Origin of the sequence: Enterobacter sp. SORGH_AS_0287, assembly GCF_031453695.1 — a bacterium.
Classification (GTDB): Bacteria; Pseudomonadota; Gammaproteobacteria; order Enterobacterales; family Enterobacteriaceae; genus Enterobacter; species Enterobacter ludwigii.
Window position 1 is genome coordinate 1,451,269 of record NZ_JAVIZW010000001.1, and the last position, 14,691, is coordinate 1,465,959.

A 14,691-nucleotide genomic window follows, 5' to 3' on the forward strand; every position below is an offset into this window, starting at 1 on the left:
TCAAATAAATTGACAGAATTGAGCGGATCGCAATGACGCCCCATAATGAGATATAGTGCGTCTTTCTTTTTCCCTGGCAGGTAAAACCGGCAATGGCTCTGATCCCTAAAAACTACGCGCGACTGGAAAGTGGCTACCGTGAAAAGGCATTAAAAATCTATCCCTGGGTCTGTGGACGCTGCTCACGCGAGTTCGTCTATTCAAACCTGCGGGAGCTCACGGTTCACCATATCGATCACGATCATACTAATAACCCGGAAGATGGCAGCAACTGGGAGCTGTTGTGCCTGTTTTGCCACGACCATGAACACTCGAAATACACCGAAGCAGATCAGTACGGTACTACCGTTGTGGCGGGTGAAGACGCGCAAAAAGACATGGGCGTGGCCACTTTCAACCCGTTTGCCGATCTAAAAGCGATGATGAATAAGAAGAAATAATTCCCTAATATTGCCCCTCTTCGTCATATGGGCCGCACAGTTACAGGTAAAAGGATATGGATACACTCCGTTGCTACTGGGACGTTTTTTTCAATGCTTATGGCTCACTGCTCACGAAAACCGTGCTGGTATTACTGCTGGTGTGGTGGTGTCATCAAACCCTGCAGCACTTCAGAAAAGAAGCCCCTGACGCTAACGGCCCCATTGCCGAGGCCAATGCCAGAGAACGCTACCAGTGGCGCTATTTGCGGTGGGCTTTAAGTAGCATCCAGGGCATCCTTTCCCTGTATATTATAGGGTCGATTATTACGACGCTTTTTACGTAGCGGATACGGTTTCTGCCCTGAAGACGTCTCAGGTAGGCTCTGTATTTAACAGTTCGCATTGTCGATGATAAGCCGGGGACGCTGGACTCGATTCCAGCGTCCCCCTGCGGATCACTCAACCGTCAGCGCGAAACAATTTTTCAGTACAGAGGCAATGTCATCTTCTGCCAGCTGCTGCGTTTCCACGCCCTGCGCGGTGATCGTTTTCAGCACGTTACCCAGCAAAATCTGGCGTCCTTCAGGGCGATGCTGTACGACGAGCAGCTTCTGCACAAAAATGGCGTCCGGGTGCGTGGAGTTAAGGTAGTTGGCAGGCACGAAATCAATCCACTCCTGAGGAGAGAGGTCAAAGCCGTACTGACTGGCCCATTTACCCTCCACCCATGCCTGAAGCAGATACTCACCCTCCGCGTTACGGGTCAGCCGGAACGTGTCGAAATCCTGCCGGATATCCGTATCAAGCATGTCTAACGCCATCGGCGCACGGATGCCGTAGCTACCGAATCCAAGGTCACAAAGCCACTGACGACCGTCAATCTCAGCAATGAGTGCCATATGGGTTTTAGGCCGACGCACCGGGTAGAACATCGGGCGCGCCGCGACAAAACGCCAGCGAATGCCCAATGCCTCCAGCGCCATCGCAAATAGCCCATTCACCTCATAGCAGTAACCGCCGCGCTTCTGCCTCAACAGCTTGTCGGCAATGTCTTCGGGGACCAGCGAAACGACTTTACCCGCCTGTACATCCCCATTTTCAAAGGGTATCGAAAAGAGCTGATGGCGCATAAGCGCATGCAGGGTAGCAGTATCGGCAGCCGCCGGGCCGGTATAGTTTATGCGCCTGAAATAGGCAGAAATATCGAAATTGTCGCTGTGCATAGTGCCTCCTTGTCTGGAACATGCCGGACACTATAGATGGGGCACTTCATTGGCTGTATAGTCAGTTTTATCGAAAATTTGACTGCACAGATCCCCATGGCCGCCCCGTCCCCCCATTACCGTCGGATTGCTGAGATGCTGCGTCTTACGCTGGCTTCAGGCGCGTTGCAAATCGGCGACCGGATGATCTCTGCACGTAAACTGGCCGAGCGCGAACAGGTCAGTCTCCCGACGGCACTGGAAGCACTCCGCTGCCTTGAGGCCGAAGGCCTGATCGTTGCGCGTCCGCGTTCGGGCTACTACGTCCGTCAGACCCGCCTGTCCCGATGCGTGCAGCCCACCCGTTCCCTGCCCGGCCCCGTGCCTGTGACAATGTCAGCCGTCGCGCGATCGTTATTCAGTAGTGCAGAAGCCCGGCTGGTACCGCTGGGGGCTGCCTTGCCCGACCCCGCGTGGCTGCCAGGCGATACCCTGCAACGTGCGCTGCAGTCTGCAGGTCGACGTCTGGAAGCGCGTGGGCAAAGCTATAGCCTTCCTCCGGGACGGGTTGATTTGCGCAGTAAGATTGCCGCCCGGGCAGCGCAATGGGGTGGCCGTTTTGGTGCAGAGGATCTCATCATCACCGCTGGCGCGACACAGGCGCTGCGTCTGGCGTTGCGGGCTGTGTGCCAGCCTGGCGACGTGGTAGCGATAGAACAACCCGCCTATTTCGGTACGCTGTTGCTGCTGGAAGATTTGGGCCTGAAGGCGCTGGAGATCCCAACCGATCCTGAGGATGGGTTGCTGCTGGCGCCGCTCGCCGATGCTATTCGGTGCCATCATCCAGCGGCCGTTCTGGCCTCGCCCACCGTGCAAAATCCGCTGGGCGCCAGTATGTCCGTCCCCCGCAAGCAGGAACTGGTTGCCCTGCTGGAAGATGCAGGCATCCCGTTAATTGAGGACGATGTTTATGGCGACCTGGTCGGCGAAGGGCAACGTCCTCCGGCCTGTAAGGCGTTCGACCAGAGCGGGAATGTCATTTACTGCAGTTCATTGTCTAAAACGCTTGCGCCCGGATGGCGCATCGGCTGGATTGCGGCCGGACGTTACCACGCCCAGGTCCTGCAGGCGCGTATGGCCGGAGACTGGGCAGGCGCGCCGCTGTTTGAGGCCGCAACGAGCGAAATCCTGGCCAGTGGCGACTACGATCGTCATCTGCGGCGGCTAAAGCGGCGCATCGCAGAAGGGATTGGTGCCGTCATTGCGCGCGTCAAGGCAAGCTTCCCTCCCGGCACACGCGTTAACGTGCCAGCTGCCGGTTTCCTGTTGTGGGTTGAACTTCCACACCAGGTGAATGCACTGGAGGTGCACCGCCGCGCGCTGACACTGAATATTGGCGTTAGCCCCGGGCCGCTGTTTTCCCCCCGCGCACACTTAACGAATTTCCTGCGATTAAATTGTGCAAACGAACCCACGCCTCTCCTGCTGAATGCGGTGGATCGGATTGGCGCGCTTTGTCATGAACTGGCCGGCTCCTCTGGCCCTATTCCAGAAAGTGAACATTGAGCGTTCTTTACTCCCTGCATCCGGGTTCGCGTTTTTTACTGCCGTCAGAAACGCACTCCCCTTTTTTCACGGAATAATACGTGCCGCTCTTAGCTGCGAGAACAGGCTGAAAAACATCTCATCGGTTGCCTGCATTCGCGTGAACCCTGACCGGCGGAGCTTACTGCCGTCGCCAAACATGTCGTAATTCCAGTTAAAGACAAAATCGGCAAAATGCCCGTCGTTTAGCTGCAAAATATCCGCCTCCACCAACCGATCCCCGGCAATGTCGCGCCATAACGCACGATAGTCCTTAAACAGCTGATGGAATGACAATCTGACCGGCGGCGCAGAGTCCAGTTCAAACCAGCGTGCGATGCGCGGCCACAGCTCGCTCCAGCGCCAGATGTCCCCATTATTCACGTTGAAAGCCTGGTTGTTAGCCCTACGTGATGTGGCTGCCCACAGCGTTGCCTCCGCCAGCAATTCGGCGTCAGTATGATCAACAATGCTGTGCCAGGTCTGTTCCGAACCGGGAAAACGCAGAGGTAAACCCAGAGCCTTACACAGGGACGCATACAGTGCGATGCTCAGCGCAAGGTTCATGGTATTGCCTGGCACCGAACTGCCCACCACGCCTGGCCTGATGGCATTCCAGTGCCAGCGTTTTCCCCGCTGAAAATCACGGAGCCACGCGAGCTGAGCGGCGTTAAATTCTGCCCCGGGTACGCCCGGATCGCTTTCGCGTGCCGGGGTTTTGAACGGTCCCAGGTGCGCGCCATACACTTTGTATCCCTGCATCAGGCTTACCGTCTGCAAAGGCGCCGTTTTTTCAATATTGCTGACCAGGTTGCGCAACATCGTGACGTTCGGTTCAACCATTTCCGTCCAGCTCCCGGCATTCATCCAGGCACTGTAAAAAATATGGGTGATCTCGCCAGCGGCTTGCAAAGCCCTGGCGCTATCCTCCGCATCAAGTAAATCAACGTTGATCAGCGAAATAGCATCAGGATGGGATAAGGCATGGCGGCTCAGGCCAATCACCTGCCATTTGTTGTCCAGGAGTGTTTTGACGAGCTGTCTGCCTACGATCCCGCTAGCGCCAGCGACCAGCGCGACGTTTTGTGGCTGCATCTTATTCACGGTGTTTCTCCAGTTAGGGTGACAGACACAGTGTGATATATTATTTTTTCCCTACATATCCCCTGAATTCGATGGCACTTATAAGAAAAAACATTAAATGAACAATAAGCTCAACGCCATTTCCACCTTTCTGCGCGTCGCAGAAGCGGGTTCCTTTTCGGCAGCCGCTCGCCAGAGCGGAATGAAGCAGTCTGCCGTCAGCCAGCAGATTGCCGCCCTGGAACAGGAGCTCGGGGTGGTATTACTGCATCGGACAACGCGAATGATGAAGCTCACCGAGCAGGGTGAACGTTATCGCCGTGATATGCAGCTTTTGCTGGATGCCATGCAGGAAGCGGAGAGACGGTTAAACCCTGCCGATCATCAGTTTCAGGGCAGCGTCCATGTTCAGTTGCCAAGCAGTCTGGGGCAGATCGTTTTGCCCTCTCTGCTGGCGCTTCAGCGCCTGCATCCGGCGTTGCACCTGACGTTGTCCCTGGATGACCGCATCGCCGACCTGGTGAGCGAAGGGGTGGATGTCGCGCTACGCCTTAGCGCTGAGCCTCCGCAATCGCATGCGGCACGTCTTCTGATGCGGATTGAAACCGCGCTGTTCGCTGCTCCCGGCTTTCAGGCGGTACACTCCGTCAGCGAACTGGCGGCACATCCCCATGTGCGATTTAGCGGCATTCCGCGGGATGCGCCTCTACGGTTGATCGCCGGTGAGGAAACAATTGACGTGAAAGTGCATACCGTTTTTCGTGCCAACACCAGTGATGCCCTGTTACAGGCGCTGGAGTCAGGCATCGGGATTGGCGGCATGCAGCTGCCGCTTGCGGCAAAGGCGTTGCAAGCCGGCACGCTGGTGCCGGTATTACCGGCCTGGCGGTTACCTGACCGGTATCTCTATGCCGTCTACCCCGACGCCCGTTTTATCCCACAACGCGTCAGAAGCGTGATACAGGTGATCGAACAAATCCTGCCGACGCTTGCCAAATAACCGGCGTCTACTTCGCTACCGGCAAATCCGCGTACCGCGTCGTATAAGCCGGTGACAACATCTCGCGCTTCATCGCCCAGGATTTCTCAATCCCCTGCCCGGCAAACCATATCTTCCCTTTCCCGGAATGATTCACGCTGTCGATCAGCGCCATCAGCGCCGCGCTGTTGGCGCGCAAACGGTTATCGTCAAATAAATTCAGCTGGGCGACGCCGCTACTGAAAAAGTCCGCCAGCATCACCCCCGCTTTCATGTAGCGATAGCCGTCAAGCCATATGCGCCCCAGCGCATCGGTGGCGGCACGGATGATATCGCGCGAGTCATTGGTGGGCGTCATCAGGGTGACAGACGCCTGATTGCCGTAATAAACCTCGTTGTCCGCATGCGGGCTGGTACGCAAAAACACGCTGATAAAGCGACAATATTGATGCTCGCTGCGCAGCTTTTCCGCAGCCCGTTCAGCGTAGGCGCAAATGGCCTGGTGCATCTCCTCGTATTGCGTAATACGGTGTCCAAACGAGCGGCTACAGATAATCTGCTGCTTCGTGGGCGTGAACTCTTCCAGATCAAGACAGGGCTCGCCGCGCAGCTCGCGCGCCGTGCGCTCCAGGACAACGTTAAAATGTTTGCGAATGACCCACGAGGAAGCTTGTGCCAGCTCCAGCGCCGTGGTGACGCCCATCGCATTAAGTTTTTTGGTAATGCGCCGCCCGACGCCCCACACCTCCTCTACCGGTACGCGCGCCAGCAGTTTACGCTGCCGCTCGCGATCCGATAAATCCACTACGCCTCCCGTGCTGCTCCACCGCTTTGCCGCATAGTTGGCCAGCTTCGCCAGCGTTTTCGTGGGGGCAATGCCTACGCCAACGGTTAATCCCGTATTTTTAAACACCTGCGTGCGCATATGATGACCAAACGCCTCCAGCGCCATGCAGTTGCTGACGCCAGCAACGTTCACAAACGCCTCATCAATGGAGTAAATCTCTATGGCCGGGGCAAAGTCGGTCAGCGTCTGCATCACCCGGCTGCTGAGATCGGCATAAAGCGCATAGTTCGAGCTAAAGACGTAAACCCGCGCGGGAAAGCGCTTCTCTTTGAATTTGAAATACGGCTCGCCCATTTTTATATCGAACTGCTTTGCCTCCCGCGACAGCGAAATAATGCAGCCATCGTTATTGGAGACCACCACCACGGGTTTGCCCCGCAGATCGGGCCTAAACACCGTCTCGCAGGAGGCATAAAAGCTGTTCACATCAACCAGCGCGAACATGTTTATGCGTTTTGAGTGTGTGGGTGACAACACCGAAGATCTGCAGTTCCTCTTCGGACTGAAACGTGATCGGCTGATAGCGAACGTTATGCGGCACTAACCTCAGGATCGGGCGGGTCTGCAGCTCTTTGACCGTAAACTCACCCGCGACGGATGCCACCACAATATCCCCGTGCACGGCGTTTAACGAACGATCGACGACCAGCAGATCGCCATCGCCGATCCCAACGCCGATCATCGAGTCTCCGCTCACCTTCACAAAGTAGGTCGCGCTGGGATGCCTGACGGCCAGGCGGTTAAGATCGAGACGATCTTCCACATAATCCTGCGCCGGGCTTGGAAAACCACACGCTACGCGTTCTACAAATAACGGTAATTCAAGAGGTTGCTTTGGATAATAAGAAAAGAGAGTGTCCATAAATGCCTTTCTCACCAGGTACTGTATATAAATACAGTATTACGGATTATGGACAAGGATCAAGGTCCTTTACGGGGGTTACCCCAAACGCATTGAAGTGTGAGCGGATTTAATTCAGCCGTATCCTGCGCATCGGCGAAAGAATAGCCAGATAACGCCTGCGGCAGCGACATTCAGGTTTCAAGAGGGACAAAAAAGCCCAAAGTACTGCTTTGGGCTTATGCCTGTCTGGCTTAATCCGCCAGCGAATCGAGCGTTTCCAGCGCGTCAGCCGGGAGCACCAGCTCCGCCGCCGCAAGATTTTGTCGCAGATGCGCCACGGAGGAGGTGCCGGGGATCAGCAGGATGTTCGGCGAACGTTGCAGCAACCACGCCAGCGCGACCTGCATTGCCGTTACGCCCAGCGAATCAGCGACCGCCTGCAGCCCGGATGATTGCAGGGGTGTAAAACCGCCCAGCGGGAAGAACGGCACATACGCAATCCCCTGCTGCGCCAGCGAATCCACCAGCGCATCATCGCCACGGTTCACGATGTTGTACATGTTCTGCACACACACCACCTGCACCATCTTCTGCGCTTCCGCAACCTGGGTGGCCGTGACGTTGCTCAGGCCAATATGGCGCACCAAACCTTGCTGTTGTAACTCGGCCAGCGTGGCGAGAGGTTCAGCAATTGAGCCTTCTGCTGGCCCGTGTGCGCTGAACATGATGCGCAGATTAACCACGTCCAGCACATCCAGCTGCAGATTACGCAGGTTGTCATGTACCGCCTGCGTCAGTTCCTGCGCGGAGAAGGCCGGCAGCCAGGAGGCATCACTGCCGCGACGGGCACCGATCTTGGTGACGAGCGTCAGATCGTCGCGGTACGGATGAAGCGCCTCGCGGATCAGCTGGTTGGTGATATGCGGCCCGTAAAAATCGCTGGTATCAATGTGATTCACCCCAGCAGCCACCGCTTCGCGGAGCACATCCAGCGCGGCATTTTTGTCCTTTGGAGGACCAAACACGCCTGGCCCGGCAAGCTGCATCGCGCCATAGCCAAGCCGTTTAACCGTCCGCGACCCCAGTGCGTACGTCCCGCTTTTATCAATGCTGCTCATGTCGACCTTCCTCATAAAAATGATCCGGATTTACAACGAGTTCCTTAACAGACCCCGTAGTTAAGCGCGAGTTAAATTAAAGTTTAATTTCTCTACGACGATAGTATTTGTGTAACCCTGCATCTTCTCTAACGGACGACCGCTATGCTGAAAAATCTGCACGTGATTACCGGTATTATCTTTGCTCTCACCATATTCTGTCTGTTGCAAGTTGTCACGGGAGGGTTGTTCTACTCTGCCGTCAGCAACGACCGCCATAACTTCCAGAACTCCGGGGTGCTCAATGCCCAGCAGGAGAGCCTGAGCGACAGCGTAAACACGCTGATCAAAACGCGCGTCACCGTCACCCGCGTGGCGATCCGCTACCTGAAAAACCAGCGCGACCCGGCGTCCCTTGCGGCGATCAACAAACTGCTTGGCACCGCGGCTGATTCTCTGGCTAAAGCTGAAGCCTATAACAAAGAGTGGCAGAAAATGCCGCAGGTTAACGGCCAGAACGCGGCATTAACCGACGAAATGCAGAAATCATGGAGCCAGATGCATGAAGTGATGCGTCTCTCCATTGCGTATCTGCGTGCCGACAACTACCAGGCCTATGGCGATCTGGATGCCCAACAGGCCCAGGACGATATGGAAGGGGTTTATAACCGCTGGCGCGCCGAAAACAACACCCTGCTGAAAGCCGCAACCGAAGAGAACCAGAGCAGCTTTACCCAGATGCAATGGACGCTGGCAGCGATCTTCCTGGCCGTTATCGCGGTGCTGGTGGTGATCTGGCAGGGTTTACAACACCTGCTGTTAAAACCGCTCCACATGATTATGAACCATATTCGCGCCATTGCGGGCGGCGATCTGACGCAGGATATCGCCCTGTCTGGCCGCAATGAGATGGGTCAGCTGGCGGCGGGTCTGCATGAGATGCAGCAGTCGCTGGTGACCACCGTCAGCGCCGTGCGTGGTAGCACCGACTCCATTTACACAGGCGCAGGTGAAATAGCCGCCGGAAGCAACGATCTGTCTGCCCGCACCGAGCAACAGGCGGCTTCGCTGGAGGAGACGGCTGCCAGCATGGAAGAGCTGACCGCAACGGTTAAACAGAACTCCGACAACGCCCGTCAGGCTACGCTACTGGCGAAGAACGCTTCAGAAACGGCGGCCCGTGGCGGTCACGTGGTGGATAACGTTGTCCGTACCATGACCGAAATCGCCGACAGCTCGCAGCAAATTGCGCACATTACCGGCGTGATTGACAGCATTGCCTTCCAGACAAACATTCTGGCGCTTAACGCGGCGGTGGAAGCCGCGCGTGCCGGGGAGCAAGGTCGTGGCTTTGCGGTCGTCGCAGGTGAAGTCCGCACGCTGGCCAGCCGCAGTGCGCAGGCGGCGAAAGAGATCAAAGGGCTGATTGAGAACTCCGTCAGCCGGGTGAATACCGGTTCAGAGCAGGTCAGCGAAGCGGGCGCAACCATGAAGGAGATTGTCGCTGCCGTCACCCGCGTGACCGATATCATGGGCGAGATTTCGTCGGCGTCCGATGAACAGAGCCGCGGCATTGAACAGGTGAGCCTGGCCGTTTCGCAGATGGACAGCGTCACACAGCAAAACGCCGCGCTGGTACAGCAATCCGCCACGGCGGCGGCGGCCCTGGAAGATCAGTCGGAACAACTGCGCCAGGCTGTGGCAGCGTTTCGCCTGAACGGAAAGGAAAAAGCCACCGCGCCCCGCCCGGCCACGGTGAAAACCCCACAGCTGTTACGCCCGGCAACGGCCAACACCGCCACCGACAGCAACTGGGAAACCTTCTGAGTGACAGGCGGGCGAACGTCTCGCCCGCCAGAAGCGCTTAACGGCTGCGCTTAGCGTGCCGTTCCCAGTTCTCCTGTTTCGCTTCGTCAGACTTTCGTAGCGAAACATAGCATGCTCCGCTGCCGCCGTGATGCGGCAGCGCCACGCAAAAGGCCTGCACTTCCTCGAACTCGGTTAACCAGCGCGCCAGATAGCTGCGTACCACGTTGGGATGGGCGTTCTGCTCCCGCCCTTTTCCATGAATGATCACCAGGTTACGTAATCCATCGCGTCCAGCCTGGCGGATAAAGGAAAACAGCATCTGCCGACAACGCTCGGCGGGCTGGCGTAACAGATTTAAGCTGGCCTGGCGGGAATATTTACCCGAGCGGAGCTTATCAATAACGCCCTGTTGCACCCCTTCCCGTCTGAACGCCAGCGGCTCCTCCAGGGGCAGAAGTTCCAGGAAGCCCAGGGTCAGGAAGTTATCCAGTTGCTCGGTATCAATCTCCTGACGCGTTCGCGTGTTGCGGCTCGGCTGCCAGTGAATATCCGTGCAGCGCTTCAGGGGCTGGATACCCTCCATGGCGTCAAGAAAAAGTGATTTGTCGTCAGGGTTCATGGACATCCTCCCGCTACATCTGAGCCTGTACTATACCTGCGCCAGGCATGGGCCTCAATAACCGCTACCCCAGGATGAGGGCATAAATATTAACCTGATGAATATAAAAATTATTTCTTCGCAAAAGTTAAACGCGACTTAACTTAAATTTCAGCACACATAAAACAGAAAGTTTAGGTTAAAAAAATGTGGAATCAATGATGCTAAAACATATCTTTTTGAGGGTTGGCTGTTATAATTAAATAAACCTGCTTCACGGATATAACATTCAGGATCTGCGAAGGGAAGCACTGCTGTGTGTTGTAGGGTCTGTCTGATGTCGGACAGGCTCTGTTTTTTTATTTTACTCCCCACTTCACTCCGATACTATTTTCCGCGCCTCTCTTCTGAATTGCGTAATTAACGATTCGGTCAGGGGTGTCTGACGAGAATCACGGCGCTGAATTAAATAATAGGCCGCTTTAGGTAGCGATTCGACAACGGGCAGCATAACCAGACGGTGCGCCAGCAGCGGGTCACAGCCCAGTTCCTTTGGCAGGATACTTAAAAAATCACTTTGTGCAACAAGGCTAATGCAGGAAGAAAACGTTTCGCAGACAACGTCAATGCGCGGTATTTGCGAGCGATGAGTAAAAACATCTTCTAATTGCTTATAATAACTCCCGCGTGGCGTCGGCATTGTCCAGTTATAATTCAGCAATTCGGTAATGGATGTCGCGCCCGTCGCCGGATGCCCTTCCCGACAAAATACGGCGAAAGGCTTTTCAAACAATTTTTCAAACGTAAACTCATGATCGTACGGCCCCTGATAATAGGTGTTGATGGTGAAATCCAGCTCGCCCTGGCGTAATTCATTGATCATCGACACCAGTTGCCCTTCCATAATCCGGACTTTTACCTGCGGATGTTGTGCATGAAAGCGGGTGATCACCGCGGGCATAAGGCTTCGCGAAATACTGGCTCCCATTCCAATATTAATCTGCCCGGCCAGTTCCCCCTGGCGCTGGCGGATATCATCCTGCGCCGCGCGTAACTCTTCCAGAATCAGCCTGGCGCGCGAGTAAAACCCTTCCCCACATTCGGTCAATGCGACGCCTTTACTCCTGCGCACAAAAAGCTGCGCCGCCATCCCCTCTTCCAGCTCTTTGATCGATTTGGTCAGCGCCGGTTGCGAAAGATTAAGCGTCCTGCTGGCACCGCGGATACTGCCCTGACGCGCGACTTCAACAAACGCCCGGATTTGATGAAATTTAATCTGAAATGACATAGCCCGACCGATAACCGTTGTTTATCAGAGTAAAGAAACTGTCATCTACTTTAATGGAAATGGATGTGCGAGGGTAATTCCTGAACGGTTAAAACTGTGAAAAAACGGTTAGTGATAAGTAAAAACTATCACAGCGTGAAGCAGTTCACATATTTTAATGATGACAGGAACAGATATGGAATCACTGGCGCAGTACATCCAGACATTAGCCCCACAACTGAGCGCATGGCGTCGCGATTTTCACCATTTCGCGGAGTCCGGATGGCTCGAATTTCGCACGGCGGCGAAAGTCGCGGAAATCTTAGACCAGCTGGGTTATTCGCTGGCGGTGGGCCGCGACGTGGTGGACGCCGAAAGCCGTATGGGATTACCCGATGACGCCACGCTGGCGCGAGAGTTTGCCCGCGCCCGGGCGCAAGGCGCACCAGAGAAATGGTTGACCCCGTTTGAAGGGGGATTTACCGGCATTGTGGCGACCCTGAATACCGGCCGCGCAGGCCCGACGCTGGCGTTTCGCGTGGATATGGACGCGCTGGATTTAAGCGAAGCACTCGATGACAGCCATCGCCCGTTCCGCGACGGGTTTGCCTCCTGCAACCCGGGGATGATGCACGCCTGCGGCCACGATGGCCACACCACCATTGGTCTGGGGCTGGCGCACGTGCTTAAGCAGAATGAATCGCAACTCAATGGCACCATCAAACTGATCTTCCAGCCTGCCGAGGAAGGCACCCGAGGCGCTCGCGCCATGGTGGCCGCCGGGGCGCTCGACGACGTGGACTACTTCACCGCGATTCACATTGGCACCGGTGTGCCCGCCGGTGTGGTGATCTGCGGCAGCGATAACTTTATGGCCACCACCAAGTTCGATGTGCATTTTACCGGGGTTGCCGCACACGCCGGCGGTAAACCGGAGGACGGCCGTAATGCCCTGCTCGCCGCAGCTCAGGCCGCTATCGCGCTTCACAGCATTGCCCCACACAGCGAAGGTGCATCGCGGGTGAATGTCGGCGTGATGCAGGCCGGCAGCGGACGCAACGTCGTGCCAGCTAACGCCCTGCTCAAGGTTGAAACCCGCGGCGTAAGCGAAGCCATTAACCAGTACGTCTTTGAACGCGCGCAGGCCGTGATTACCGGTGCGGCGGCACTCTACGGCGTGAGCGTCGAGATGCGTCTGATGGGCGCCGCCACCGCCAGTGCCCCTACACCGGCCTGGGTAGATTATCTGCGCCAGCAGGCAAGCCAGGTGACCGGCGTGGTGCAGGCCATTGACAGAGTCAACGCCCCCGCAGGTTCCGAAGACGCGACGCTGATGATGGCCCGCGTGCAACAGAACGGCGGAATGGCGTCGTATATGGTGTTCGGTACCGAGTTAAGCGCAGGTCATCACAATGAAAAATTTGATTTTGATGAGCAGGTCATGAACCTCGCTATCGAAACGCTGGCGCGCACTGCGCTTAATTTCCCGTGGACGCGAGGTGTGTAATGCAGGAGAACTACGCTTTTATTGCCGATGCCATCGACACGCGATGTCAGCTGTTAACCGACATTGCCGACGACATCTGGGATCACCCTGAAACGCGTTTTGAAGAGTTCTGGTCCGCGGAACGGATTGCCGGCGCGCTGGAAGCGGAAGGTTTCAATCTGACCCGTGAAGCCGGCGGGATTCCGAATGCCTTTATCGCCAGCTTCGGCAGCGGTAAACCCGTTATCGCCCTACTGGGGGAATATGATGCTCTGGCCGGATTGAGCCAGCAGGCACACTGCGCGACGGCACAGTCCGCCACGCCGGGTGCCAACGGCCACGGCTGTGGCCACAATTTGCTGGGAACGGCAGCGCTGGCGGGTGCCATTGCGGTGAAAAGCTGGCTGGAGCAGCACGGGGGGAGCGGCACCGTGCGTTTCTACGGCTGTCCTGGTGAAGAAGGTGGTTCAGGGAAAACCTTTATGGTGCGCGAAGGTTTGTTTGATGACGTTGATGCCGCCGTCACCTGGCACCCTGAAGCATTTGCCGGCATGTTTAACGTCAGCACGCTGGCCAATATTCAGGCCGCCTGGCGGTTTCACGGCGTGGCGGCGCATGCTGCTAACTCGCCACATCTGGGGCGTAGCGCGCTGGATGCCGTAACGCTGATGACCACTGGCACCAATTTCCTCAACGAACACATCATTGAGAAAGCGCGCGTTCATTACGCTATCACCGATACCGGTGGAATCTCACCCAACGTGGTGCAGGCGCAGGCTGAAGTGCTGTATCTGATCCGCGCGCCGGAAATGGCCGATGCGCAGCAGATCTACGAACGTATCGAGAAAATCGCTCAGGGCGCGGCAATGATGACCGAAACCACCGTTGCGTGTCGCTTTGATAAAGCCTGCTCCAGCTACCTGCCCAACCGCACGCTCGAAGCGGCGATGTATCGCGCCCTGCAGCATTACGGCACGCCGGAGTGGACGGAAGAGGAGCGCCAGTTTGCGCAGGATATTCGTGCCACGCTAACGCCAAATGACCTGCAAAACAGCCTGAAGAACATTGCCGCGACGGGGGGAGAAGCCGGTAACGCTTTTGCGCGCCGTCAGCAGGAGATGTTACTGACAGATGAGGTCGCACCTTACGCCATTACCGATAACGTACTGGCCGGGTCAACCGATGTGGGCGATGTCAGCTGGAAAATGCCGGTGGCACAGTGTTTCAGCCCCTGCTTTACCATCGGAACGCCTTTGCATACCTGGCAACTCGTGGCTCAGGGGCGAACCTCGATTGCTCATAAAGGCATGCTGCTGGCCGGAAAAGTGATGGGCGCAACCGCGCTAAATCTGCTCCAGGATGCAACGCTGCTGCAACAATGCCGGGAAGAGTTCGAACAACAAATCACCGAAAAACCGTACGTGTGTCCGATTCCGGCAGGCGTGACACCGTCACCTTTAAAATAATAAAACA

The 14,691-nt window shown here is 56.2% G+C and carries 14 protein-coding genes; 7 read left to right on the forward strand and 7 right to left on the reverse strand.

What is annotated here, in order from left to right:
- Positions 1-92 precede the first annotated feature (92 nt).
- Positions 93-440 (forward strand): HNH nuclease YajD, encoded by a 348-nt coding sequence (gene yajD / locus QE396_RS06860; protein WP_014169845.1) that lies wholly within the window; start codon positions 93-95, stop codon positions 438-440.
- Between the two features lie 56 nt (positions 441-496).
- Positions 497-766: a hypothetical protein gene (locus QE396_RS06865; RefSeq protein WP_149376604.1), complete on the forward strand. Its 270-nt coding sequence runs from the start codon at positions 497-499 to the stop codon at positions 764-766.
- Between the two features lie 111 nt (positions 767-877).
- Here the strand turns inward: QE396_RS06865 and QE396_RS06870 are convergent, their stop codons facing one another.
- Positions 878-1,645, reverse strand: a complete 768-nt coding sequence (locus QE396_RS06870) for an arylamine N-acetyltransferase (RefSeq protein ID WP_020884297.1) — start codon at positions 1,643-1,645, stop codon at positions 878-880.
- Between the two features lie 36 nt (positions 1,646-1,681).
- Here QE396_RS06870 and QE396_RS06875 point away from each other — a divergent pair, with 36 nt between their 5' ends.
- A complete protein-coding gene (locus QE396_RS06875) occupies positions 1,682-3,190 on the forward strand; it encodes a PLP-dependent aminotransferase family protein (protein ID WP_309950472.1) in 1,509 nt (502 codons plus the stop codon).
- Positions 3,191-3,256: 66 nt separating this feature from the next.
- Here QE396_RS06875 and QE396_RS06880 read toward each other — a convergent pair whose 3' ends face one another.
- Positions 3,257-4,312, reverse strand: a complete 1,056-nt coding sequence (locus QE396_RS06880; protein WP_014169841.1) for an SDR family oxidoreductase — start codon at positions 4,310-4,312, stop codon at positions 3,257-3,259.
- A 97-nt stretch (positions 4,313-4,409) separates the two neighbouring features.
- Between QE396_RS06880 and QE396_RS06885 the strand changes: the two genes are divergently transcribed.
- Positions 4,410-5,291: a LysR family transcriptional regulator gene (locus tag QE396_RS06885; protein WP_309950478.1), complete on the forward strand. Its 882-nt coding sequence runs from the start codon at positions 4,410-4,412 to the stop codon at positions 5,289-5,291.
- Positions 5,292-5,298: 7 nt separating this feature from the next.
- Here the strand turns inward: QE396_RS06885 and umuC are convergent, their stop codons facing one another.
- The 3 genes from umuC to QE396_RS06900 form a co-directional block, all read right to left on the reverse strand.
- Entirely contained in the window at positions 5,299-6,561 is a 1,263-nt protein-coding gene (gene umuC, locus QE396_RS06890) for a translesion error-prone DNA polymerase V subunit UmuC (RefSeq protein ID WP_044858836.1), read from the reverse strand.
- Complete coding sequence (gene umuD, locus QE396_RS06895) at positions 6,545-6,979, reverse strand: translesion error-prone DNA polymerase V autoproteolytic subunit (protein WP_014169838.1); 435 nt, start codon at positions 6,977-6,979, stop codon at positions 6,545-6,547. Before umuD ends, umuC begins: the two co-directional genes overlap by 17 nt.
- A 233-nt stretch (positions 6,980-7,212) precedes the next feature.
- Positions 7,213-8,079, reverse strand: coding sequence for an aldo/keto reductase family oxidoreductase (locus QE396_RS06900; RefSeq protein ID WP_020884301.1), 867 nt, complete (start codon positions 8,077-8,079; stop codon positions 7,213-7,215).
- 144 nt (positions 8,080-8,223) lie between these two features.
- Here QE396_RS06900 and QE396_RS06905 point away from each other — a divergent pair, with 144 nt between their 5' ends.
- Entirely contained in the window at positions 8,224-9,885 is a 1,662-nt protein-coding gene (locus QE396_RS06905) for a methyl-accepting chemotaxis citrate transducer (RefSeq protein ID WP_014169836.1), read from the forward strand.
- Between the two features lie 37 nt (positions 9,886-9,922).
- On the opposite strand, the gene smrA is transcribed toward QE396_RS06905, so the two are convergent.
- Complete coding sequence (smrA, locus tag QE396_RS06910; protein WP_020884302.1) at positions 9,923-10,486, reverse strand: DNA endonuclease SmrA; 564 nt, start codon at positions 10,484-10,486, stop codon at positions 9,923-9,925.
- 355 nt (positions 10,487-10,841) lie between these two features.
- Complete coding sequence (locus tag QE396_RS06915) at positions 10,842-11,753, reverse strand: LysR family transcriptional regulator (RefSeq protein ID WP_014169834.1); 912 nt, start codon at positions 11,751-11,753, stop codon at positions 10,842-10,844.
- Positions 11,754-11,928: 175 nt separating this feature from the next.
- On the opposite strand from QE396_RS06915, the gene QE396_RS06920 reads away from it, so the two are divergent.
- Together QE396_RS06920 and QE396_RS06925 are read left to right on the forward strand one after the other, a co-directional pair.
- The gene (locus QE396_RS06920; protein ID WP_309950482.1) at positions 11,929-13,239 is read left to right on the forward strand and encodes a M20 family metallo-hydrolase; all 1,311 of its coding nucleotides are present in this window, start codon (positions 11,929-11,931) and stop codon (positions 13,237-13,239) included.
- Positions 13,239-14,684: a M20 family metallopeptidase gene (locus QE396_RS06925; RefSeq protein ID WP_020884304.1), complete on the forward strand. Its 1,446-nt coding sequence runs from the start codon at positions 13,239-13,241 to the stop codon at positions 14,682-14,684. Before QE396_RS06920 ends, QE396_RS06925 begins: the two co-directional genes overlap by 1 nt.
- Positions 14,685-14,691 lie beyond the last annotated feature (7 nt).

Excerpts from the sequence above, each read along its gene's own strand:
- QE396_RS06865 (WP_149376604.1), top strand. The coding sequence starts at position 497 with ATGGATACACTCCGTTGCTACTGGGACGTTTTTTTCAATGCTTATGGC.
- QE396_RS06870 (WP_020884297.1), bottom strand. The coding sequence starts at position 1,645 with ATGCACAGCGACAATTTCGATATTTCTGCCTATTTCAGGCGCATAAAC.
- QE396_RS06900 (WP_020884301.1), bottom strand. The coding sequence starts at position 8,079 with ATGAGCAGCATTGATAAAAGCGGGACGTACGCACTGGGGTCGCGGACG.
- smrA (WP_020884302.1), bottom strand. The coding sequence starts at position 10,486 with ATGAACCCTGACGACAAATCACTTTTTCTTGACGCCATGGAGGGTATC.
- yajD (WP_014169845.1), top strand. The coding sequence starts at position 93 with ATGGCTCTGATCCCTAAAAACTACGCGCGACTGGAAAGTGGCTACCGT.
- QE396_RS06920 (WP_309950482.1), top strand. The coding sequence starts at position 11,929 with ATGGAATCACTGGCGCAGTACATCCAGACATTAGCCCCACAACTGAGC.
- QE396_RS06915 (WP_014169834.1), bottom strand. The coding sequence starts at position 11,753 with ATGTCATTTCAGATTAAATTTCATCAAATCCGGGCGTTTGTTGAAGTC.
- QE396_RS06905 (WP_014169836.1), top strand. The coding sequence starts at position 8,224 with ATGCTGAAAAATCTGCACGTGATTACCGGTATTATCTTTGCTCTCACC.
- QE396_RS06925 (WP_020884304.1), top strand. The coding sequence starts at position 13,239 with ATGCAGGAGAACTACGCTTTTATTGCCGATGCCATCGACACGCGATGT.
- QE396_RS06875 (WP_309950472.1), top strand. The coding sequence starts at position 1,682 with ATGGGGCACTTCATTGGCTGTATAGTCAGTTTTATCGAAAATTTGACT.
- umuD (WP_014169838.1), bottom strand. The coding sequence starts at position 6,979 with ATGGACACTCTCTTTTCTTATTATCCAAAGCAACCTCTTGAATTACCG.
- QE396_RS06885 (WP_309950478.1), top strand. The coding sequence starts at position 4,410 with ATGAACAATAAGCTCAACGCCATTTCCACCTTTCTGCGCGTCGCAGAA.
- umuC (WP_044858836.1), bottom strand. The coding sequence starts at position 6,561 with ATGTTCGCGCTGGTTGATGTGAACAGCTTTTATGCCTCCTGCGAGACG.